The sequence below is a fragment of the Bacillus cereus group sp. MYBK195-1 genome (assembly GCF_051916605.1).
GTDB lineage: Bacteria > Bacillota > Bacilli > Bacillales > Bacillaceae_G > Bacillus_A > Bacillus_A cereus.
Window position 1 is genome coordinate 634,162 of sequence record NZ_JBQAGZ010000002.1, and the last position, 22,563, is coordinate 656,724.

The following is a 22,563-nucleotide window of genomic DNA, read 5'->3' on the forward strand; positions in this document are numbered from 1 at the left end:
AAGTGCAGGTTTACAAATAGCTTTTTAAAGTTATATCAAAATGTTGTCTAATGAGTGTTTTATCACTCATATAAAACTCCCATGCTTTTTCCGATTCACCGATAATCTCAAAGGATTCCTCTGTAATATATAAAGCGCAATTATCCTCCAGTGCAATTCCTTCTATATTCCCTTGATGATTTTGTAAAAAGGAATGGAAGGCGTTCATTCTGTTTAATTGATTATAATGTGGACAAAATCTTTTATTAACAATCCCCCATCCATTACTCTCTATATAACCAGAACCTTCATAATCTGATCGGATACTAGACGTGAACCAACACATAGCACCAGCGCTATAGCCAGCAATAAGTGTCCCTTGTTGCAGAGCCAATAATAATTTTTCATCAAGTCTATGTTCTTTCCATTGCGTAAGCATGTGAATATAGTTTCCGCCACCTAGATAAATTAAATCGGCTGAATGAATCATCTCGTCTATTTCATACTTAGAAGGTGAATCTGTTGTAATGCGTAAAATTTGTACTTCACAATGTAATTGTTTTTCAAACGTGTCTAAAAATAATTTTATATAGCTTTCATCATCATGACTAGCCGTTGGAATAAACAATACTTTTGGATACTGTTTATTTGTTAATTCTATAAGGCGTTCATTAATAGGCAAGTGATTTGAATCTTGTAAATCACCGCCACCAATGACAGCTAATTTCATAGTAAAGCACCACCTAATTATTTTTGTTATATAAAAATTCGATAGAAGAGAGTTACATTCCTTCTCTATATGTAATGAATAAGTAGAAAATGTAGTTTAAGTATATCGGGATAGTAAAGAAACTACTGACTATATATACCAATGAATTAGAAACCATTCATTGATATATAATATTTCATACTAATGTTTCAAAAAATGGAAAAAATATGTTTAAATAGATGTAATGAAGCATTCATTCATATTGAATTTATACTTATATTTTAAAAGGGTATCGGAAATAATAGCGATTTTCTAAAACAGTTTTTACTTTTAATAGGAAGTTGTATTACAATATGGTGAAATTATTTCAATATATTTATTTAATATGAAATACAAAGAAGGAGCGTGAAAAAAGTGGATTTTCGATTTGAATTTACAACGAAGCTGAAAGAATACTTAGACGATGAGAAGGATGAAAAAATAATAAAAGATGGACATAGAGATGTAATTTTTCACTATTTATATGCGTTAGAGACTGAAATTGGCGTTGTTAAAAATCCTAATTTTACTTTTTTTGCATCAGGAAGACGTTCACATATAGTGTTAGAAAACGTTGAATTTAAAACAGAAGTAAATGTAAAAAGTAATATAATTGAAATTACAAAAATAGTGGATAATGTAGTTATTCCGTTAGATACTATCGTAGCGAAGGATCGGGAATTATTTGCCCTTGGGCGTAATGAGAAGTTTAGTGTACAAATATTAGAGCAGTATCTCTTTGATACATTTGGAGATAAGTTAGGCTTATAATGAATAGAATGAGGTACGTATTTATAGGTAGTGAATTTTAGTTTGTATTACTTGCGTTTGACCTCTCATTTAATTTGTACTACAATTCGTAGTGTGAAAGGAGTCATACGATGTTTACGCAAAACTATAGGTTAAATGAGCAAGGATTAAATCATTTCTTTGGACCGCTTGAAGCGAAGATTATGGAGATTATTTGGTCTACTGAAGGTATTACTATTAAAGAAGTCCAGCGGAAATTAAGTGAAGAATCGCCTGTGAATTTTAATACTGTTATGACAGTTATGAACAGGTTAGTAGAGAAATTACACTTAGAAAAACAGACTGTGAAAAGAAGTGGCATATATCGTGCTATACAAACGAAAGAAGAATTCTTATCCAATCAAACGAAGAAAATGACACAGGAATTAGTGGGGGAATTTGGAGATTTAGTTATAACACATATGATAGATGAGTTAGAGCAGGCTGATCCGAATTTAATAAAAAAATTAGAAGACAAATTGAATCAGTTAAAAAAAGAGGATCGATGAAATGAAAGGGCAAATGCGTAAAATCGTATTGTTAGCGCTCATTGTTAGTACCCTCTTTTTCAGCTTGTTATTGTATTATGTTACATATCCATTTCTCTTTCAAAATAAGGCATTCTTCCTTTCAAAGTTTTGCTTGTTTCAGTTAGAAAAACATATGAAAGAACTATCAATGGTTCGTATTATAATAGCGGGGTTATTATTAATTACTGTATTGATTGTTTGTAAAAGAATTTGGCGGCAATTTTTCTATAGTAAAAAAGTACAAAAAGTACTTATCCCATTTATTAGAAAAGGGAAACAAATATATATACTACCGACTGCGGAAGTTGCAGCGTTTACAATTGGATTATTCCGTCCGAAAGTTGTCATGTCGGAAGGTTTGCTTCAGACGTTTTCAGATGAAGAGATTGATGCGATTATTTTCCATGAAGAATATCATCAAAATAATTGGGATCCGCTAAAATTATTTTGTTTTACGTTATTAGCAGAAGGAATGATGTACATCCCGATATTAAAAGAATTGTTACAACGATATCATACGTATCAAGAGTTAGCAGCAGATAAATATGCGATGAAAAAAATGGAATCTTCATTTGAGTTAGGTAGCGCGTTATTAAAATTAATTAAAATAAAGACAATGGAAAATCGATGTGTTACAGCTTCATTTGCAAAAACAGCAATAAATTTACGAATCGAGCAAGTGTTAAATGAAAAGGTTGCTAAGCTTACTATTCCGTTACATACGAACTCGGTATATGTAACAGTAGGGTTATTCTGTGTGTCAATTGTACTTATTGTCGGAGAGTGCATATAGCCTCTTTTTTTAAGAATAAACACTACTATATGTAGTGTGGATAGAGGTGTTGTCATTTATATCATTATACTTTTTATCGCTATATATATCTTATTTATCATATATTACAGGTATTTTATTGTATACAAATCAAATGACGAAAATGACAGCATTCTTTATTCGTCTATTTGGTGGATTTACAGGTTTTTAAAAATGAGGAGGAAGAAAAGTGAAGAAACTAATTGCTATTATACTAGTAGGTGCTCTCGTTTGGGCGGGGGTTAACTTTTATAATTCAAAGAAAGAAGAAAAGGAAAGAAAAGCGAAACAAGCAGAGTTACAAGAGAAAGAAGTATTACCACAAGTAGGTTTTAAAGCACCTGGCATCACATTAAAAGGATTGGACGGAAAGTTGCAGTCGTTAAATGATGCCAAGGGAAAACCATATATTATTAATTTTTGGGCATCATGGTGTGGGCCGTGTGAAATGGAGGCACCTGACTTAGTTCATATGTATGATAAATATAAAAAGGATGTTGAAATTTTTGCGGTGAATGCAACTGTTAGTGACCCAGTACAAGAAGCAAGCGCATTTGCTAATCGCTATGGATTTGAGTTTCCGGTTCTACTAGATATGGACGGAGTAGCTGGACTAGATTATAAAGTATTCTCTTTACCGACGACATTTTTTGTTAATAAAGATGGAATTATAGTAGATCATGTACGAGGTGTATTACCACCAGATCAATTAGAAAAGAAATTTAAGAAATTGATTGAGAGCTAAAAGGGGATTTCGTGATGATGGAGTGGATCGTGAGATTACAACCCGTATCTCTTATAATTGGAAGTCTATTTGGATTTATGTTGATGAAACGAAAGATGAGGCATCAAAATGTATCATATGAAAAAATGATGGATGCCGTAACAAATGCGTTTCTTATCATCGTATTTGTATGGAAGTTTGCACCAGCAATTTTAAATCCTGTATGGGCTTTTGGGGCGCCAGTGCAAGCAATATTAGCTATTGGAAGTATGCAACATATTGTAGTAGGATGCGTAATTGCTAGTGTATACATTGTTTGGAAAAGTAAAAAGGAACAATTTTCGCTTCGTATTTTACTTGATGTACTCCCTTTTGGATTGTGTGTGTGCACTATCTTTTATTTTCTATTACATCATGAAGTAGGTGCACCAACGACACTACCATGGGGAATGAAAATATATGAATCTAAACTTTTATATCACCCTATATTCGTATACGAGATCATCCTTGCTCTTTGTATAATGGGCTTGTTATGGATGAAAAATGAAAGGCTCGGAAATGGAAAGAATATAAGTGTTTTTCTAATTATTGAGGGTTTTGCTCAAATCATTATTTCGCTTGTTAGTGAACAAAATTCGGTTCTGTTTGGTCTATCAGCACAGCAAATAATGAGCTTTTGTATTATTAGTTTAGGGATTTTGTTGGTGCCGAAAAAATAAAAGATAGCCATGTACAGAGAGTATCTGTGTATGGCTATCTTTTATAAGCGTATTATTATATTGTAGAAACCTAAAAACCCCTTTATTAGGGGTTTTTAGGTTTCTATAGGTCTGCATGTGTTTCTTGTTTATCTGTATCCCATTTTGGAAGTTGTTTTGCTTGTTGATTTTCAGTGAAATTATTAAAGCCAAAAGCAAGTATGCATGTAAAGGTTAAAATAGCTAAACTAATCTTTTTCATTATCTTAGTGCCTCCTTAGTTAATAATTTTTGTTTTGCTTCGTAAGTTTTGAAAAAATATTTTTGAGATTTCTCTATTTTATTCACTTTATGAAATTCTACTGCTAATAATTCGTAATATTCTTGTGCATAATCGTATAATTCTTTACTGTTAAAATATGTAGTGCCTGCAATGATTGCGTTTTCTAAGTCGTCTAGAATACCAGTGTGTTGTGTTTTTAAGATAGTGAAATGGTGTTTATATTCTTGATTATTTAATTCATTACAAATTTCTAAGCCTTTTTGAACCCAATCGTTTGCAAGTTCTTTTTCATTTAAACTAAAATGTTCTTTGGCTTGTAGAAAATTGGCTTTTAGGTGTTTAGGTAATTTGTTTGTAACTATTGTAAGATGTCTAATAGCAAGGGTTGATAGATTTTGAGAAGAGTAGAGCCAACCTAAGTTATTTCGAACTTTTAAGATTAGTGTATCGTCTTTCAGCTTTTGTAAAATATTGATTGCTGAATTATAGTTCTCTTCGGCTTGTTCGAATTGTTTTAAATAAACAGAACATGAGCCTAAAATGTTTTCGCATAGAGCTATTTTAATTTCATAACGTGGATATTTTGAGAAAATCTCTTTCGCTTGATTTGCATAATTGATTGCTGTAAGTGGTTTGTTTGTATGGTGATTAAATATAGCAAATTTATATTTATATTCAGCTTCTTCTAGTTCGCCTGGTACATGTTTTAAAAGGGATTCAGCTTTTTCGTATTCTTTTTTTGCTTCATCATAATTTCCAATAATGGTAGCATGTTCAGCTTTAAAAAAGTGATAATAATAAGTAATAAAGTCTTCAGTTATTGGATTGTCTAAACGAACAATTTGACTAAAAGTATCATACTTAATGTTTGTCCAATCGGTTAGGACCTTATATTTAAAGTTTAGTAGGGAGTAGTAAAGCGATAGATTTTGATCAGCTTCAATTTTATTAATCTGTTTCTCTATTTTTTCTTTTAATTGTTTCGCTTCAATTAATTGCTCCGCTACCATTACTTGATATAAAATGTTTAATTCGTTGACAATCTGTTCATGCCCTTTTAATAACACACTCATTATATATTCCCCCATCCGATAAAAGTATCCTAATTTAATTATTTCTATAATAGCAAAATAGAAGAAGTATAAGAGTAATTTTACTATACTTTTCAACAAAATTCTGAAAAATTAATTAATTTTTACGTATTTCTTATTTTTATGTGAATATTACAAGTGCCTCTGGTAGTGGTGGGATGAATCTGACTCATGATACGTTAGCATCAATGGGAGGGATAGCTTCACTTGTAAAAATGTTTTTAGGAGGATTGTTCGGATTGGGTCCAACTGTTAAGTTTTTAACAAAAATTTCACTTTCTTATTTAATAAAAACAGGATAATCCGCATTTTATAAGAATCATCCTGTTTTTATTGATACATTAAAAAATCGGCGGAGTAACAGAAAACAAAACAATGGCATTTTTTTTAAAATGATTCACCCATTTATGCTTTAAATAAGCAGGTATCTTTACACTGTCGCCAGTTTCTAATACGTATTCTTCCTCATTTAAATATAATGTGATTTTCCCATCTAAGACAAATGCTAATTCTTCTCCTTTATGTTCTAGCACATTTTCTGATGAAGCTGTATTAGGCGGGACGGTCATAATTGCTGTTGCTAAATTTCCAGTGAAATCAGGTGAAAGCATTTCATATGATAAATTATCAATAATCATTTTCTTTCGTTTATGGGAACGTACAATTAAATCGTCTGTATTTGTATCTTCAAGTAAAAAGCTAAATGTTGGCACATCAAGAGCTTTAGCAAGCACTTTTAATGTTTGAATAGAAGGGTTAGCAGACCCACGCTCAATTTGACTTAACATAGATGGTGTAATATCGGCCATCTTTGCTAGTTCTTTACTAGTTAAACCTTTTTCTTTTCTTTGTTTTTCAATTTTTTTACCAATATCTATATTTTCCATAATGAAAATCTCCTTAAGGGTTATTAAATTATATTTAAATAAATTAAATTAAAATTAACTAAAGTTAACGATTTGTGTTAAACTATATTAAAATTAATTTAATTATAATTTATTATATGGTGAGCTACAAGGATATAAGGAGGAAACAAAATGAAAGAAATAGGGGCATTACAAGCAGAATACCCATTAGTGAATAAACTTATTGCAACAGAAGAAGTATTTTGGATAAATCCAAACATAGAAAAGTATGAAAGGGCAATAAAAGATTCACCACTTAATGAAAAGAATGTAAAAGATGCGGAAGAGAGATTAAAGCGTTTTGCACCATATATTGCGAAAGTTTTTCCTGAAACGAAAGGGACGAATGGCATAATCGAATCACCTTTAGTGAAAATATCTTCTATGAAAGAAGCTTTAGAGACAAATTACAAGCAACCTATTTTAGGAGAATTATTATTAAAATGTGATAGTCATCTTCCGATATCAGGATCAATTAAAGCTAGGGGTGGCATTTATGAAGTGTTAAAATATGCTGAACAATTAGCTTTGCAGCATGGTATGTTAACAGAAGAAGATGATTATTCCATTTTAGATAGTGATACATGTAGAGAGTTTTTTGCCAAATATTCAATTGCGGTCGGTTCAACAGGAAATTTAGGGCTAAGCATTGGGATTATGAGTGCCAAACTAGGTTTTAACGTAACGGTTCATATGTCAGCAGATGCGAAACAATGGAAAAAAGATTTATTAAGAAGTAAAGGTGTAAACGTTATTGAATATGAAGATGATTATAGTAAAGCAGTAGAAGAAGGAAGAAGACAAGCGGATGCGGATCCTAGCTGTTATTTTGTAGATGATGAAAACTCACATGATTTATTTTTAGGATACGCAGTAGCAGCATCACGATTACAAAAGCAATTAGAAGAGTTAGAGGTTGTAGTAGATGAAGAGCATCCTTTATTCGTTTACCTTCCGTGCGGAGTAGGAGGCGGACCTGGCGGCGTCGCATTTGGTTTAAAGTTATTGTATAAAGACAACGTTCATTGTTTCTTTGCAGAGCCAACACATTCTCCTTGTATGTTACTCGGTTTAATGACAGGCCTTCATGATAAAATTGCTGTTCAAGATATCGGGATTGATAATGTAACAGACGCGGACGGACTAGCGGTAGGAAGACCGTCTGGATTTGTCGGTAAAACGATGGAACCATTTTTGAGTGGAAATTACACAGTAAGTGATGAAGAGTTATATAGATTGTTAAAAGAACTAGCTGATACGGAGAATATTTATTTAGAGCCTTCTGCACTAGCAGGTATGATTGGGCCAGTGAAAGTATGTAAAGAAGATGAGTATTTACAAAAGCAACAGTTAACAGAGAAGGTGAAAAAAGGTACTCATATTGTGTGGGGAACGGGTGGAAGTATGGTTCCAAAAGATGTAATGAATGAATATTATAGGAAAGGTTTGGAGTTAACGGTATAAGAAAAATGAGGCTAATTGTAGCCTCATTTTTTCATGTACATAAAAATCTTTGTTATTTTCACAATAGTTCTTTATAGTATATATAAAGGATAACTAATATGGAATAAATACAACAAAAAAGCTTTATTTTACATAATAAGAGGATGTGTATACGATGTCATTACAGACTAAATATATAGCGGGTATTTCGCTTGGGGTTATGGGGATAGGCTTTGCGGCTTCTATCCCTTTTCAAGGAACGGTAGCAGGAGAGATTATACAAGGGGGATTTGAAGCTGGGTTAGTTGGCGGGCTTGCAGATTGGTTTGCGGTTACTGCTTTATTCCGTCACCCGATGGGAATTCCAATTCCGCATACAGCTTTGTTACCTAAAAACCGTAAACGAGTAACGAAAGGGCTCATCAATACGTTAGAAAATGAGTGGCTAACGAAAGAAAGTATTACGAATAAAGTAAAAGAAATGCAGCTAGCACAAATGGTGCTACAAATTGCAGAGAGAGAAATGCAGTCTGATGCTGTGAAAAAAGGCATTGTAACGATTGCTGAGAAGGCGATTGTTTCAATCGATACAGAAAAATTAGCGGTTATTATTGAAAAAGAATTAAAGACGTATTTACATACAATTAATACAAATAACATTTTACAAGTGCTTGTTGATCAATTAGTTGTGCAAGAATATGATGAGAAGACACTTGATTACATATTAGTGAAGGTAAAAGATTGGACAGCGCAAGATGAAGCTCGTTACCAGCTCGGTAGCTTAGGTATGAAGGCGATGGAAAATATAAAAGTAGATGGATTCTTGCAGTTTACTTTGAAATCATTTATGAATATTGTAGATGAAGATAAAATTGGCGGCATTTTGCAGAAGTTTATCATTAGTAATATTAACAGCCTACAAGAGGCTGATAATAGCACAAGACAACTTATATTAGCGAAGATTCGTCAAGAAATTATCAATGTAAAAGAAAATGAAGCCTTATTAAAGGAATTAGAAAATTGGAAAGAAAAGTGGATTGCGAATTGGGATGCTACTGACAAAATAAAAGAGATGCTAGAGCAAGTACAACAAAGAGCAGTTGCTTTTGTAAATAATGAAGAATTTGCTGATAAATATGTTATTCCATTTTTACAAAAACAAATGAATAAAATAAAAGAAGATGAACAGACAGTTCAAAAAATAGAAGATTGGTTACAAAAACAAGTTGTAAGTCTTGTTGAGAAGAACCATTCGAAAATTGGTAAGCTTGTACAAGAAAACCTTGATAAGTTAGATGATAAAACGTTGATCGAAATGATTGAAAATAATGTCGGTAAAGATTTGCAGTGGATCCGAGTGAACGGGGCGGTTTGCGGATTTATGATTGGATTAGTGTTAGAAGGAATTAAAGCGATTATATGAGAAAAACCTTCCGCAATTGCGGAAGGTTTTTCTCATTTTTCGATAACGCTCATATTCAAATTATAAGTTTTCTCAATATTTAACTTGTACGTCCCATTTCCAGTTTTAATCGAATTTTTATACCAATGTTCTTGGTTGTTTAATTCTGGATGTTCTTCTGAAGAAGTATTTTCGTTTTTCGTTAAATCTTCTACTTGTTCCCAAGGTGTACTTCCATGTGTTTCTTTTTGATTCGTTACTGCTGTTAAAGATACATCACTTTCTTTTGCAAGATGGACAGACACTCTTGAGCTTTCCTGTACAAACCAATTATTTTGTAATTGACCTGGATAAAGAGATAGTTCGTTATTTGAAGCACGGATTTCCACATTTTTATTTTGCGGAAGAACAAGCGTTGGTTTCACCTGTGGTGCTGAATTAAATAACGTATGCTGAACAGGTAATGATTTTAAAGTGATATACATCGTTTCTCCAGCCGTTTGAACTGAAAGGAAATCATCTCGTTTTAAATTGAGTTTTTCATTTGCTTTCGTTGTCATTTCATAAGTTCCCAAAAGATGAATTTGATTTGTATTATTTCCCTCTATCGTTAGAGGTTGATGTCCTGCATCTACTACGATTTTTTTGATAGATTCAGGTATATCAAATTGTCCGTCTGGAATATTACTCGTTTGCCTCGTTGTGTTAATAGAGTGACGAACTTCTTCTAGTAATCCAGTTGATAATAAACAGTAAAAAGCAATTACGACGCTTCCTAAAACGCCGATAAAGAAAATACTAAAAATATCATATTTAATAAATGATTGTTCCTTCTTAGAAAATAGAAGGTATAGTAAAACTTCGGCTCCAAGTATGATGAGTAAAACTGGCCACCATGCAGTTAGTGTATCTAATACTTGAATTCCTTTTACGACTGAAAATAGTAAAAAGCATCCTAACGATATAATAGAAAGCCCCATTGAGAATGTTCCAACACGCCAAGTCCTCATTCGCTTGTCCCACCTTTGTTTTCTTTATTTCCAAGTAACAATTTAAAGCCGCCGCCAATTAAAAGGAGCGCAACGATAGATGTTTGGAAATAGCGATAATATAGTTCATTAAGATGAATATTAAATATAGTTACAAAATAATCATTCAAAATAGGAAGGACTGTTTGATTTAATAAATAATAACCACCGAGTGTAATTAATCCGATACCGATCCATCTTTGATGATTTATAAAATAATCGATAATGGGTTCGTCTTGAACTCGTTCTTTTCCGTATTTTGCTGTTTGCTGTAACGCATCAAAAAAGCTATAGAACCAAATGATTGGTACTAAAAATAAAAACGCAGAAAGTCTTAATAAGTCGAGTAAATAAATAGATAGTAAGAAGGCTGCCATAAGCTGAAGACCACGGCGTTGTAAGCCTAAATACATATGACCTGCTCCAGGGAACATCGCTAAAATAGAAGCAAATGTTTTACTTTTCTTTCCCTGCTCTCGATGTTCTTCAAAATCTTCGAAAATAGTACGGTCAATTAATTGCTCGCCACGTTCTTTTTTCTGTAGTTGCTGAACAACGTCAAAGAAATTATAAATCCATAAAACAGGTAACGTAATAAGGAAGATAAGAAAACTTTCTTGCGATGTTAAAAGTGCAACGAAAATGATCATACTTCCGATTCCTGTGCAAGCTACTAAAAATGTAAGTCCGCGTTGCATAAGTCCTAATTGGAAATGGCCAAGTCCAGGGATGATGGATAAGAGAATGATATAAAATCGTTCGCTCTCTTTAGAGGAATTTATCACTTCTCCAGCTTCTTGCTTTTTCGTTTGGTTTATAATGGTGATAACTAAATCTAGTAAGTTAATTACCCATAGAACAGCTAGTAAAAATAGAGAAAGAAAAGCAATATCACGTTCTCTTACTACTATGGTACAAAATACTGCAAAGGAGAATAGAAATAGTGATCCTCCGCTATATAAAATAAACCGTCCTAGCTTTTTTAAGTATAAATGTCCAAGCCCAGGAATTAGCCCTAATACAAGTGCTAAAAAGGGATTTTTATTCATGCTTTGAACCTCCGTCCTTTTTCGATGTGTCTACCGATTTGTTTACAATTTGTTGTGAAATAGAAGACTCGTTATGTTTTGAAGATTTCTCTAAATTTGATGTCGCTGTAAAAATATACTGAAATAAACCACTTACCATAAAAATAATTGTAGCCGCAGTCGCAATTATGTAATGAATGATCGTGCGCTTTAGTGAGGTTGTTTTTATATTTTCATTAGACTGTAGTGTTTCAAAATTAATTTGCGTCATAACTTCGTTCGTAAATGAATCATCATTTATCATTGGAAGGTTTTCATGTTGTTCATCAATACTTTCCATATAAAGTGCTAAACAATGATCACATTCATAAAGATGTTCTTCCATAGATTCACGTTCATTGCTTTCTATAAAATCTAATGTATAATTGCGCCAATCTTCTTTTGAATAATGCATCATAGAAACTCTTCCTCCTTCCAATGTTTTTTAATCCATTTTCGTGCTCGATACAGTTTCATTTCGACTGTTTTTACTTCGATGTTTTCCTGTAAAGCAATTTCTTGATAGCTCTTTTCTTCTAAGTAATGTGCGAGAACGACGTCACGGTAATTTTCGGGAAGTTCTCTCAGTTTTTGAGCAATGAGTAATTTTTGCTCTTTCGTCAATAATAAAGCCTCAATATTATGAGAGGACTGTATATTTTCCTCAGCTTCTTTACATAAGGAGAGTTCTTCACTTTCTCTAGCTTTCTTTCTCTTATAATCAATAGCGTGATTGGTGGCAATACGTGCCATCCACGTTTTTAATCCGCGAAATTGATAATTTGGGAGAGAGGTGTGAATTTTTACGAATACTTCTTGTGTAACATCTTTCGCATCTTCTTCATGTCTTAAAATAGAAAAGATAACTTGAAAAATATAATGACGATATGTTTGTACAAGGATACGAAAAGCATGCTCGCTTCCTTGCTGTGCTTTTTCAATTAATTGTTTTTCCTCAATCGGTCTCTCCCTCCTTTTTGACGCATTCTATTATATAGACGTAAAGAATGATAAGTCACCCTACACATTTTGTAAAAAAAGAATAATATATTTTTTGCGGGAGAGCTAGATGAAAAAAGGTGTGAAAAAATGGTAAAGAGAAGTATATAATGAGCAAGTAGGAAATGTTATACGGAGAAAGGATGTGAATGTTAGTAGGGAAAGGTTCATACTAACAAACATGAAAATTAAAATATTAATAGCAGATGATAACTCTTTTATTAGAGAGGGCATGAAAATTATTTTAAATACATACGAAGAGTTTGAAGTAGTAGATACTGTAAATGATGGGGAAGATGCTGTAGCGTATTGTAAAAAGCATGAAGTTGATATTGCTCTTTTAGATGTTCGTATGCCAAATATGAACGGTGTAGAGGCGACGAAGTTCATTTGTGAAGAGACGAAAACAAAACCGCTTATTTTAACGACGTTTGATGATGATGAGTATATTTTGGATGCAGTAAAAAACGGAGCGAAAGGTTATTTATTAAAAAATAACGATCCGGAGCGTATTCGTGATGCGATAAAAGGAGTATATAACGGTCAAACTGTTATGCAAGATGTTGTCCTCGATAAAATTAAGTCTAATTTAATGGAAAGTAAAGAGGAAGAATGTAAAATTGATAAGAGCCTTTTCACAGAAAGGGAGCTTAGTATTATCGCATTAATTGCAAAAGGTTTCTCAAATAAAGAAATTTCGAAACAGCTTTTTATATCTGAGGGAACAATTGCAAATTATATTACATCAGTTTTAGGGAAAACTGGACTTGAACATCGCACACAAATTGCGATTTATTACTTAACAGGGAAAGTAGATTAATGATATGGAATTTTGGTTAACTGTAAGTAAATTAATTGTCTTTTTATATATTGTGTTCAGTTATATTTACGCAAATGTAGCAAATTTACCGTGGGTTATATTTACTTTACTTATTTACCTTTCTGTAAACGTAATGATTTCTATATTTAAAAAAGATACGTATAAAAAAATATTAATCTGTATATCCATTGGCGTAGTTATGTTATTTACATGGAGGGTTCATCCATTTTTTATTTTGTTTTTACCTTTGAACTTATACGAAATTACATTCTATTACATAGAAAAGAATTGGCCACGCTTTGTCGTTATGATGCTCCCAATTACGATTGCAGATGAAAGTATTCGAATGACTTATGGATTAATTGTTGCATTTTCTTTTCTCGTTTTAACTATTGCAGATCGATATATATCGCGTGTAGTAAAACTTGAATCGCAAAATGATAAGATGCGAAAAGATATGCAACGACTTACGAAAAGCTTACATGAAAATAAAGAGTACATAAGACAATCTGAATACACATTTAAGCTAGAAGAGAGAAATCGGTTATCGCAAGAAATTCATGATAAAATTGGTCACTCGATGACGGGTGCGCTTATTCAAATGGAAGCAGCAAAAAGGTTAATGGAAATAGATAAAGAAAAATCTGCGGAGTTATTACAAAATGCAATTCACATTTCAAAAGATGGAATTGAAAGTATTCGCATTACATTGAAAAATATGAAGCCACCAACTGAGCAAATTGGTATTCATCGTATGAAATTATTCATAGAGGAATTTGCCGGTAAGAATGATGTGAATATTCCTTTTGTATATAAAGGGAACTTAGATATGATTTCTCCCATTCAGTGGAAAATTATCGGTGAGAATGTTACAGAAGCACTAACAAATGCAATGAAATATGCTGATGCTACAGTTATTTCTATAGATATTCATGTGCTTAACAAGATGGTTAAGGTGCAAGTGAAGGATAACGGAAAAGGGGCAGCTCTTGTTAAAAAAGGTCTCGGTATTATGGGGATGGAGGAGCGAACAGCTTCAGTAAACGGAAAAATTATTGTAGATGGAACAAGTGGCTTTTCAGTGACGATGTTGTTGCCGATATAAGAGAATGGGACGAAGATGAACCATCTCATATGAAAAAAGTGAATATTCTCATGTGAAAAGAATGAACTTCTGCACTGAGCAGGTTCATTCTTTTTGTTTATACTAAAAGCAGAGAAACCGAAATAGGGGTGAAAATGATGAATACATTAGAAATTAAAAATTTAACGAAAAAATTTGGTGATTTCATCGCAGTTGATAATATGTCTTTATCTATTAAAGAAGGAGAAATATTTGGCTTTTTAGGATCAAATGGTGCTGGTAAGAGTACAACGATAAATATGATTGCTGGCTTGTTAAGAAGTAATGAAGGTGAAATTAGCATACTAGGAAAAAATATAAAGAAACATAATCGATTTGCAAAGATGAATATTGGTATTGTTCCGCAAGATATTGCGATTTATGAAGAGTTAACTGCCTATGAAAATGTGAAATTCTTTGCTGGGTTGTACGGATTACGAGGAGCCGAATTAAAAGCTAGGGTAGAGGAAGCTCTTCAATTTGTAGGACTTAGCGATAAACATAAAAGTTATCCGAAAAACTTTTCTGGCGGGATGAAACGAAGACTGAATATCGCTTGTGCAATTGCTCATAGACCGAAGTTAATTATTATGGATGAGCCGACAGTTGGAATTGATCCACAGTCAAGAAACTACATTTTGCAGTCAGTACGTAAATTAAATGAAATGGGAAGTACGATTATTTACACGAGCCACTACATGGAAGAAGTAGAAGAGATTTGTACGAAAATCGCAATTGTCGACCACGGTAAAGTGATTGCAGAAGGTACGAAAGAACAGTTAAAAGCGATTATTACAGATACGAAAGATATTTGGATTGAAGTGAAGTCAGTAGAAAATTTAGATGTAGAAAAGTTAAAAGAGATAAACGGTGTGAAAGCTGTTCAAATTGAAGAGAACGTAATCAAGGTAAACTCGGATGCAGGATTAAATAATTTAAATCAAATTATTCAGCATTTCATTAATCATGACATTGAAATTCGTTCATTAGAGGAGCAGGCTCCAAACTTAGAAACAGTATTTCTTACGTTAACCGGAAGAAACTTACGAGATAAATAAAAGGTAAATGAAGAAAAGGTAAAGGGAGGTTCATCAATTGAACATCTTCAATATTGCAATTATGCATATTAAAAGAGATTTCAGAGACGTAAGAACTTTAGTTTTTATGTTAGCATTTCCGATTGTACTTATGCTTGTGTTAGGAACAGCGTTAACCAACGCATTTAATAGTGATAGTCATTCGATTAAAGATATACAAGTGCTATATAAAGATGAAGCGAGTAGCACGTTTTCTCAATCATTTGCAGCATTTACGAAAGAAGTGGATAAATCAGGTATTCATTTTAAAAAAGCTTCCGGCAGTATAGATGGGAAAGAAGAAGTGAAGAAAAATAAATATGCTGCTTATGTAGAGTTAAATAAAGATGGTGCAAAATTTTACGGAAGTGACAAAAGTAGTATTGAGGGGAGTATTGTGGAAGGAATGCTTACAACATTTGTTGATAAGTACAATGTAGCGGTCGAAGTTGCAAAAGTAGATCCTACTAAGGTGAGCACAGTTATTTCAAACGGAAATCATAATGATTATATAAAAGAAACATCCTTACAAGCTGCGAAAAAACCAGGTTCTATGGATTACTATGCGGTTGTAATGACAACGATGATTGCACTATATGCTGCGATGGGAGCGAGTTCTTTAATTCGAGGAGAACGAATACGTAAAACAGGAGATCGTCTCATTGCTGCACCTATAAGTAAAGCTGAAATATTCATTGGAAAAGTACTTGGTAGCCTAGTAGCAAATGCCCTGTGCATATTACTCGTCATGTTATTTAGTAAATTTGTTTTTCAAGCGAATTGGGGCGACCATCTTGGAATCATATTTCTTATTTTATTAACACAAGTCTTTCTAGCAATTAGCTTCGGTTTAGGAATCGGATATATCACGAAAACAGCTGAAGCGTCTAGGGCAATTATTATGGTTGTTGTGCAATTAGCTTCTATTTTTGGAGGTGCATATTTCGTAGTAGAAGAAAATTTCGTTACGAATTTATCGCCATTAACTTGGGCAAATACAGCTGTTATGAAAATTATTTATGCAAATGATGTAGGGGCAGCACTACCAGTCATTTCTTTAAACCTTGGAATATCAGCACTCTTTTTATTAATTGCAATTATTGCATTACGTAGACGGGAGGGGCTATAGTATGAAGGATATTTTATGGCTCATACAAAAAACGTTATCTGTACTTTTGAAAAATAAAAAAGGGTTATTCATTATTATTAGTTTGCCGATAATAGGGACGCTCATTTCCTTCTCGATATACGGAAATGCAGGGCAAGGAACGTTAAATATCGGGATTGTAAATAAAGAAAATGAGCCGATAGCAAATGATACGATAAAGTTTTTAGAAGGATTAAATCATGTGAATGTGAGTAAGGTTAAGGAGTCTCAAATAGAAGATAAACTCACTTCCAAAAAACTTGATGGAGTTATTACATTAGATTCTGGTTTTTCAAAAAGTGTTCGAGAAGGGAAACCAGAGCATATTGAAATTTCATCGATTAAAGGTGATCAAGTAACAGGATTTATAAAATCATATTTATATAATTATATTGATAATATAGCAGCTATTAGTAAAGTGGCAGGAACAGATCAAAGTGCGTTTGATAATATGTACGCAGGGTATCAAAAAGGTTCATTTAAAATGAAAACTGAGACGCTAGAAGATACTTCGAAAAATAAAGATATGACAAATCAAACGATGGGTTACCTTATTATGTTTATGCTGTTTTCAGCAGCGAACTTATCAGGTCATATTTTAAAAGAAAAAGAGAATAGAACGTACTTTAGACTATTATCAACGCCGATAGATGGGAAGAAGTTTATATTATCTAATGTCGGAGTAAATATGATAATACTAACAGTACAAATTTTGATTACAATCCTATTCCTAACGAATGTTTTTCATACGAATATCAATATGCCTTTCATAGTGATGATGGGCGTACTAATGCTATTTGCATTAATCGCAATTGGAATATCATTAGTCCTTGTAGCTTTTTCGAAAAACTCAGCATCGGCAAATGCGATGCAAAATATGATCATTGTACCAACATGCTTACTTGCTGGATGTTATTTCCCATATGACATTATGCCAAGTGCAGTACAAAAAGTAGCTAATTTTCTTCCGCAGCGCTGGTTGTTAGATACGATATCAAAACTACAGCAGGGAATACCATTCTCGGAGTTGTATTTAAACATTTTAATTTTATTAGCTTTCGCAATTGCATTCTTCTTAATTGCTATTTATAAGTTTGGAAGAAATAATGATGCGAGAAATTTTGTTTAATGTGAAAAGGTGTGGCTTAATGCCATACCTTTTTTGTTTGAAATTTAGAGTATCTTTTGTAGTATAGGAATGCTTTTGTAGAGCACTTCGTTATGTGAAGCATGCAAAACATATTTATGTCCCTTTAGAAGAAAAACGCTATGTAGAACAGCGTTACCGTCACCATGTTTTGTAAGTAAATCACTGACGACTTTGCCGTCTGTCCATTTCAGTTTGGAATGTGAAGGGACGACTTGTAAATATTGAGTTGTTTCCTCTCCATCTCCGGCAATGAGTGTCGTTTCAATATTTCTTTTTTGTATAATAAATCTATTTTTATTTAATGTATCGAGGAAAGGGTTTTTCGTTTCCATCTTACTATAAGGAAGAAATGTAATAGAAGAGTTGGATTTTATAAATAAATAATTTCCGTAATCTTTACAAGGAATAACATCTTGTAATCCTGGAAAGTAAATGTGTATCGCCTCAACTTTATTCATTTTATGTAAGATGCTTAAGTAACAAATATATTGTTCCATATAAAAATGAACGATATTTATTTTAGAAGAGGCATGGATAGGGAGACTGCCTCCAGTCCAATAACTATAATTTGGTGGAGATCCAGCGTTTGGTGTGCAGAGTATTATAAGTTGATTCACATCATTTTTATATTCGTCACTTTGAACGTAAGAACGTCCAAGAAGGCCGCCCATACTATGACAAATTAAATTTAGTTTATCGCAACCTGTAATCTTTTTAGCATAAGCAATCGTTTGTAATAAATATTTTTGTGTAGAAAAAACAATACGCTGCCGCCAGTCATAAAAACAGATGAACAAGTCTTTATTTCGTTCGTACCCCATACTTTCTAGCATCATGATGAATGGTTCGTAAACAAATGCAGAAAGTCCAAAACTCCAATTACCAGTGCCGGGAATAATAATATTGCTCATTGAACCGAAAAGACCTGGGATAAAAACAATAGGAGTTTTTCCTTTTCTCATATTCGTATCTCCTTTAACTGTTTAGTATCAATAAAAATAAGAAATACATTTCGTATGAAAACATATTTAAATGAAACACTACGAAATAGTAAGGAATATGATTGGAAGGAAACCAAAATGATTAAAAAAATATTAAGAGTTACTTCTATTATTATTGCTATTTTCGTTTTTATTGTAATTTGTATGCATATCGATGTTACCTTAGGTAGGAAAATGGAAGCTGGAAAAAACATGCCGACAGAGTATGCGCCTCATTATAGTGACTTTCAATTATATGTAGAAGGGAAGTCTTTTTATAAACAATTATTTACTGATATAAGAGAAGCCAAAAGCTCCATCTACACTTATTTCTTCATTTTGTCGGATGATAAAAGTAGTCATACTTTTTTAAACTTATTAAAAGAGAAAGCAAAAGAAGGAGTAAACGTCTATTTATCAGTTGATCGCATTAATGATTTATCATTTGAAAGAAAGATGATAAATGAATTGCGGGAAAGTGGTGTGCATTTTACATATAGTAGAAAACCTGCATTGCCATTCGGATTTTATTCACTTCACCATCGTAATCATCGCCGTATTACGACGATTGATGGGGATATTGGCTATACAGGCGGATTTAATATAGGAGATGAGTACTTAGGGAAAGATAAGCGATTTGGATATTGGCGTGATTATCATGTACGGCTTAAAGGAGAAGGAGCAAAAGATTTAGAAGAGCAGTTTGCTTTAGATTGGAAACGAGATACGAAAGAAGAGATAAAGAGGAGTACGAATAAAGCTAGTAAAGGGAATACATTACATACTATGACTAGTTACAATGGGCATTACGTTGCTGAAAAATATATAGAGCTCATAAAACAAGCTCAGCACTCCATTGTAATTGCAACGCCGTATTTTATAGCAAAAAATAAAGAATCCATGAATGCTTTAATCGCAGCACAAAAGCGTGGTGTTACAGTAAAAATACTTTGGTCATATAAACCAGATCTACCTCTTATAAAAGAAGCGGCGTATCCATACATACGTCAAGCTGTTAATAATGGGATTACTGTATATGGGTATAAAAAAGGAATGTTCCATGGCAAATTAATGCTTATTGATAATGAATTAACTGTTATTGGTACAACAAACTTTACTTCGCGTAGCTTCAATATAAATGATGAAATGAATTTTTATATTTATGGCGGTCCTATTGTAGGACAAGTTAATAAGGCGTTAACAGAGGATTTTCATGATTCGAAAGAAATGACGAAAGAGTTTTTTGAGAAGTTATCTTTTTGGGAGCGTTGTAAGGAGAAAGTGGCGGGATTGGTTGAGTTCTATTTGTGATGATGGATTAGGAAAGGGTGCCTACAAAAGGCACCCTTTTTGGTGGGAAATCATTATTTTTCATGCACCAGCATCGTAACATCATCATTAATCAACGTCCCCACATGTTCACCTAAACATATTTTTTTCATGACTCCAGGCTCATCAAAGTTAAAGACATGCGTTGGTAAATTGTAGTCCCGGGCAAGCAGTAATGCCGCTTGATCCATGACTTGTATATTTTGTCTAACGACATCATTATAGTTTAGTTTGCTGTACATTTTTGCTGATTTGTTATGCTTCGGATCACTTGTAAAAACGCCATCGACACCCTGTTTTGCGACTAATATGGCATCGCTATTCATTTCAATAGCTCTTTGTACGCTTGGATAATCTGTCGTCACGAACGGTTGCCCGTTTCCGCCTCCAAAGATAACGATATAGCCGTTATCTAAATGGTGGACTGCACGCAAGCGAATGTATGGTTCAGCTACTGCATTAAATGGAATGGAAGTCATAACGCGTACTTCTCTATTTGTTTTACTTGTTAAAACACCGCGAAGCATTAAGCTGTTAATGATTGTACCTAACGTACCGATATTATCAGCTTCTACGCGATCGATTCCCCATTCTTCAGCTAGATGCCCCCTAAAAATGTTACCGCCACCGATGACGATGGATACTTCGATACCTAAATCAACAATGGATAAAATTTCGTTTGCGATATGTTCTAATCGTTTGGAGTTAAAGCTATTTCCAGTTTGATCGGCAAGTGCACCGCCGCTTAATTTAATTAAGACACGTTTATATGGCTTCATAACAATTCCCCCTATATAGATCGCAATAAAAAAGGAACAAAGGCGAATGCCTTTGTTCCTTTTTAAGAAAATGAAAAAGAAAAGAAGAAGATAGGACGAATTGCTTTGTATAGTTTTTCATAACATCCACTCCTTTTCATTTTGATTTGTTTTAAGTATATATCTTTTTGATTATACGAAACAATCTGATTACTTATCAAGTTTATTTTATCGTTTTTTAACAAAATGGTGTCAATGAAAAAAAGAAGAAAAATATTTGAATTTTTTGTGACGAACTTGTAGGTTTTTGTATGATTTTGTAGGTTCGCTTATAAGATGTGTGAGTAGCTTTTATAAATTCAAATTGAAAGCGTTCGCATGAAGGGGATGAACATAAATGAAAAAATTCGGATTGGCAACACAAATTTTTGTCGCGCTTGTTTTAGGGATTGTAGTAGGGGCAGTCTTTTATGGCAATAAAACGGCGATTTCTTATATCACACCAATTGGGGATATATTTATTCACTTAATTAAGATGATTGTAGTACCAATTGTTATTTCAGCATTAATTGTTGCAGTAGCTGGTGTAGGAGATATGAAGAAGCTTGGGAAACTGGGTGGTAAGACAATTCTTTATTTCGAAATTATTACGACGATTGCTATTTTAATGGGATTACTTGCAGCGAATATATTCCAACCAGGTACTGGTGTTGATATGAGTAATTTACAGCAAAGTGATATTTCTTCTTATAAACAAACTGCAGATGCAACAGAGAAGAAAGGTTTTGCTGAGACAATTGTTCACATTGTACCGAAAAACGTATTTGAATCGATTGCACAAGGTGACCTATTACCGATTATATTCTTCTCAGTATTATTCGGCTTAGGAGTTGCGGCAATTGGGGAAAAAGGAAAGCCTGTCTTTAACTTTTTTGAAGGCGTACTCGAAGCCATGTTTTGGGTTACAAATCAAGTTATGAAATTTGCACCATTTGGTGTATTCGCATTAATTGCCGTTACGGTTGCAAAATTTGGTGTAGCAACACTACTTCCGCTAGGAAAACTAGTGCTAGCTGTATACGTAACTGTTATACTATTCGTTGTGATTGTATTAGGTATTAATGCACGAATGGTTGGAGTAAACATTTTTACATTAATAAAAATTTTAAAAGAAGAATTGATTCTTTCATTTACGACAGCAAGTTCAGAAGCTGTTTTACCTAATATAATGAGAAAAATGGAAGAGTTCGGTTGTCCAAAGGCAGTTGCCTCTTTCGTAATTCCGACAGGTTATACATTTAACTTGACTGGATCGGCTATTTATCAAGCGTTAGCGGCATTGTTTGTTGCACAAATGTACGGTGTGCACATGTCACTAACGGAGCAAATAACGTTATTATTCGTTCTCATGTTAACATCCAAAGGTATGGCGGGAGTTCCAGGTGCATCGTTCGTTGTTGTATTAGCAACGTTAGGTTCAATGGGGTTACCACTAGAAGGTATCGCATTAATTGCGGGAATTGACCGCATTTTAGATATGATTCGCTCATCTGTCAATGTATTAGGAAATGCATTAGCGGCCATTGTTATGTCGAAGTGGGAAGGCGAATTCGATAATGAGAAAGCAAAACAATATGTAGAAACAGTCAAAGAAACAAAAGCAGCATAAGAAATCGTTAAGGA

Annotated in this window: 25 protein-coding genes; 15 read left to right on the forward strand and 10 right to left on the reverse strand. The window is 33.3% G+C overall.

Annotated elements, in window-relative coordinates:
* Positions 1–10: 10 nt before the first annotated feature.
* Entirely contained in the window at positions 11–709 is a 699-nt protein-coding gene (locus ACTFRY_RS12995; protein WP_016117545.1) for a peptidase E, read from the reverse strand.
* Positions 710–1,102: 393 nt separating this feature from the next.
* Between ACTFRY_RS12995 and ACTFRY_RS13000 the strand changes: the two genes are divergently transcribed.
* The 5 genes from ACTFRY_RS13000 to ACTFRY_RS13020 all read left to right on the forward strand — a co-directional run bounded on the left by ACTFRY_RS13000 (position 1,103) and on the right by ACTFRY_RS13020 (position 4,300).
* Positions 1,103–1,498 carry a DUF3942 family protein gene (locus ACTFRY_RS13000; RefSeq protein WP_000347526.1) on the forward strand — a complete coding sequence of 132 codons (396 nt, stop codon included), beginning with the start codon at positions 1,103–1,105 and terminating at the stop codon, positions 1,496–1,498.
* Positions 1,499–1,608: 110 nt separating this feature from the next.
* Positions 1,609–2,025 (forward strand): BlaI/MecI/CopY family transcriptional regulator, encoded by a 417-nt coding sequence (locus ACTFRY_RS13005; RefSeq protein ID WP_016117546.1) that lies wholly within the window; start codon positions 1,609–1,611, stop codon positions 2,023–2,025.
* Between the two features lies 1 nt (position 2,026).
* Positions 2,027–2,839: a M56 family metallopeptidase gene (locus tag ACTFRY_RS13010; RefSeq protein WP_016117547.1), complete on the forward strand. Its 813-nt coding sequence runs from the start codon at positions 2,027–2,029 to the stop codon at positions 2,837–2,839.
* Positions 2,840–3,047: 208 nt separating this feature from the next.
* The gene (locus ACTFRY_RS13015) at positions 3,048–3,602 is read left to right on the forward strand and encodes a TlpA family protein disulfide reductase (protein ID WP_000733185.1); all 555 of its coding nucleotides are present in this window, start codon (positions 3,048–3,050) and stop codon (positions 3,600–3,602) included.
* A 17-nt stretch (positions 3,603–3,619) separates the two neighbouring features.
* Positions 3,620–4,300, forward strand: coding sequence for a prolipoprotein diacylglyceryl transferase family protein (locus tag ACTFRY_RS13020; protein WP_440032358.1), 681 nt, complete (start codon positions 3,620–3,622; stop codon positions 4,298–4,300).
* Between the two features lie 103 nt (positions 4,301–4,403).
* On the opposite strand, the gene ACTFRY_RS13025 is transcribed toward ACTFRY_RS13020, so the two are convergent.
* Both ACTFRY_RS13025 and ACTFRY_RS13030 read right to left on the reverse strand, forming a co-directional pair.
* Positions 4,404–4,541, reverse strand: coding sequence for a hypothetical protein (locus ACTFRY_RS13025; protein WP_000724010.1), 138 nt, complete (start codon positions 4,539–4,541; stop codon positions 4,404–4,406).
* Complete coding sequence (locus ACTFRY_RS13030) at positions 4,541–5,635, reverse strand: tetratricopeptide repeat protein (protein WP_000114846.1); 1,095 nt, start codon at positions 5,633–5,635, stop codon at positions 4,541–4,543. Before ACTFRY_RS13030 ends, ACTFRY_RS13025 begins: the two co-directional genes overlap by 1 nt.
* A gap of 143 nt (positions 5,636–5,778) precedes the next feature.
* Here ACTFRY_RS13030 and ACTFRY_RS13035 point away from each other — a divergent pair, with 143 nt between their 5' ends.
* On the forward strand, positions 5,779–5,955 hold the full coding sequence (locus ACTFRY_RS13035) for a hypothetical protein (protein ID WP_001999537.1): 177 nt from the start codon (positions 5,779–5,781) through the stop codon (positions 5,953–5,955).
* 39 nt (positions 5,956–5,994) lie between these two features.
* On the opposite strand, the gene ACTFRY_RS13040 is transcribed toward ACTFRY_RS13035, so the two are convergent.
* Positions 5,995–6,540 (reverse strand): helix-turn-helix domain-containing protein, encoded by a 546-nt coding sequence (locus ACTFRY_RS13040; protein ID WP_016117549.1) that lies wholly within the window; start codon positions 6,538–6,540, stop codon positions 5,995–5,997.
* A 150-nt stretch (positions 6,541–6,690) separates the two neighbouring features.
* Between ACTFRY_RS13040 and ACTFRY_RS13045 the strand changes: the two genes are divergently transcribed.
* Both ACTFRY_RS13045 and ACTFRY_RS13050 read left to right on the forward strand, forming a co-directional pair.
* Positions 6,691–8,022 carry a D-serine ammonia-lyase gene (locus ACTFRY_RS13045; RefSeq protein WP_061664942.1) on the forward strand — a complete coding sequence of 444 codons (1,332 nt, stop codon included), beginning with the start codon at positions 6,691–6,693 and terminating at the stop codon, positions 8,020–8,022.
* A 154-nt stretch (positions 8,023–8,176) separates the two neighbouring features.
* On the forward strand, positions 8,177–9,424 hold the full coding sequence (locus tag ACTFRY_RS13050) for a DUF445 domain-containing protein (RefSeq protein ID WP_016117551.1): 1,248 nt from the start codon (positions 8,177–8,179) through the stop codon (positions 9,422–9,424).
* A 32-nt stretch (positions 9,425–9,456) separates the two neighbouring features.
* Here ACTFRY_RS13050 and exsE read toward each other — a convergent pair whose 3' ends face one another.
* Genes exsE through ACTFRY_RS13070 form a run of 4 tightly spaced genes read right to left on the reverse strand, consistent with a single transcriptional unit; the run spans position 9,457 to position 12,458 of the window.
* A complete protein-coding gene (exsE, locus tag ACTFRY_RS13055; protein ID WP_098616247.1) occupies positions 9,457–10,413 on the reverse strand; it encodes an exosporium protein ExsE in 957 nt (318 codons plus the stop codon).
* Positions 10,410–11,480: a hypothetical protein gene (locus ACTFRY_RS13060; RefSeq protein WP_098616246.1), complete on the reverse strand. Its 1,071-nt coding sequence runs from the start codon at positions 11,478–11,480 to the stop codon at positions 10,410–10,412. The genes exsE and ACTFRY_RS13060 overlap by 4 nt, the downstream gene beginning before the upstream one ends.
* A complete protein-coding gene (locus ACTFRY_RS13065; protein ID WP_000972351.1) occupies positions 11,473–11,916 on the reverse strand; it encodes a hypothetical protein in 444 nt (147 codons plus the stop codon). The genes ACTFRY_RS13060 and ACTFRY_RS13065 overlap by 8 nt, the downstream gene beginning before the upstream one ends.
* On the reverse strand, positions 11,913–12,458 hold the full coding sequence (locus ACTFRY_RS13070) for an RNA polymerase sigma factor (RefSeq protein WP_306461541.1): 546 nt from the start codon (positions 12,456–12,458) through the stop codon (positions 11,913–11,915). Before ACTFRY_RS13070 ends, ACTFRY_RS13065 begins: the two co-directional genes overlap by 4 nt.
* 220 nt (positions 12,459–12,678) lie before the next feature.
* On the opposite strand from ACTFRY_RS13070, the gene ACTFRY_RS13075 reads away from it, so the two are divergent.
* The 5 genes from ACTFRY_RS13075 (at position 12,679) to ACTFRY_RS13095 (ending at position 17,792) form a co-directional block, all read left to right on the forward strand.
* A complete protein-coding gene (locus tag ACTFRY_RS13075) occupies positions 12,679–13,317 on the forward strand; it encodes a response regulator transcription factor (protein ID WP_050569649.1) in 639 nt (212 codons plus the stop codon).
* A 4-nt stretch (positions 13,318–13,321) separates the two neighbouring features.
* Positions 13,322–14,422, forward strand: coding sequence for a sensor histidine kinase (locus ACTFRY_RS13080; protein ID WP_016117554.1), 1,101 nt, complete (start codon positions 13,322–13,324; stop codon positions 14,420–14,422).
* A 137-nt stretch (positions 14,423–14,559) separates the two neighbouring features.
* Positions 14,560–15,498 (forward strand): ABC transporter ATP-binding protein, encoded by a 939-nt coding sequence (locus ACTFRY_RS13085; protein WP_001093811.1) that lies wholly within the window; start codon positions 14,560–14,562, stop codon positions 15,496–15,498.
* Positions 15,499–15,535: 37 nt separating this feature from the next.
* Positions 15,536–16,645: an ABC transporter permease gene (locus ACTFRY_RS13090; protein WP_001020152.1), complete on the forward strand. Its 1,110-nt coding sequence runs from the start codon at positions 15,536–15,538 to the stop codon at positions 16,643–16,645.
* 1 nt (position 16,646) lies between these two features.
* Entirely contained in the window at positions 16,647–17,792 is a 1,146-nt protein-coding gene (locus tag ACTFRY_RS13095; RefSeq protein ID WP_063264000.1) for an ABC transporter permease, read from the forward strand.
* 44 nt (positions 17,793–17,836) lie between these two features.
* Here the strand turns inward: ACTFRY_RS13095 and ACTFRY_RS13100 are convergent, their stop codons facing one another.
* Positions 17,837–18,775, reverse strand: coding sequence for an esterase/lipase family protein (locus tag ACTFRY_RS13100; RefSeq protein WP_016117556.1), 939 nt, complete (start codon positions 18,773–18,775; stop codon positions 17,837–17,839).
* Positions 18,776–18,892: 117 nt separating this feature from the next.
* Between ACTFRY_RS13100 and cls the strand changes: the two genes are divergently transcribed.
* The gene (gene cls, locus ACTFRY_RS13105; RefSeq protein ID WP_000591931.1) at positions 18,893–20,104 is read left to right on the forward strand and encodes a cardiolipin synthase; all 1,212 of its coding nucleotides are present in this window, start codon (positions 18,893–18,895) and stop codon (positions 20,102–20,104) included.
* A 53-nt stretch (positions 20,105–20,157) separates the two neighbouring features.
* Here the strand turns inward: cls and pyrH are convergent, their stop codons facing one another.
* Entirely contained in the window at positions 20,158–20,901 is a 744-nt protein-coding gene (pyrH, locus tag ACTFRY_RS13110; protein WP_000806138.1) for a UMP kinase, read from the reverse strand.
* 376 nt (positions 20,902–21,277) lie between these two features.
* Between pyrH and ACTFRY_RS13115 the strand changes: the two genes are divergently transcribed.
* Positions 21,278–22,549, forward strand: coding sequence for a cation:dicarboxylate symporter family transporter (locus ACTFRY_RS13115; protein ID WP_000713291.1), 1,272 nt, complete (start codon positions 21,278–21,280; stop codon positions 22,547–22,549).
* Positions 22,550–22,563 lie beyond the last annotated feature (14 nt).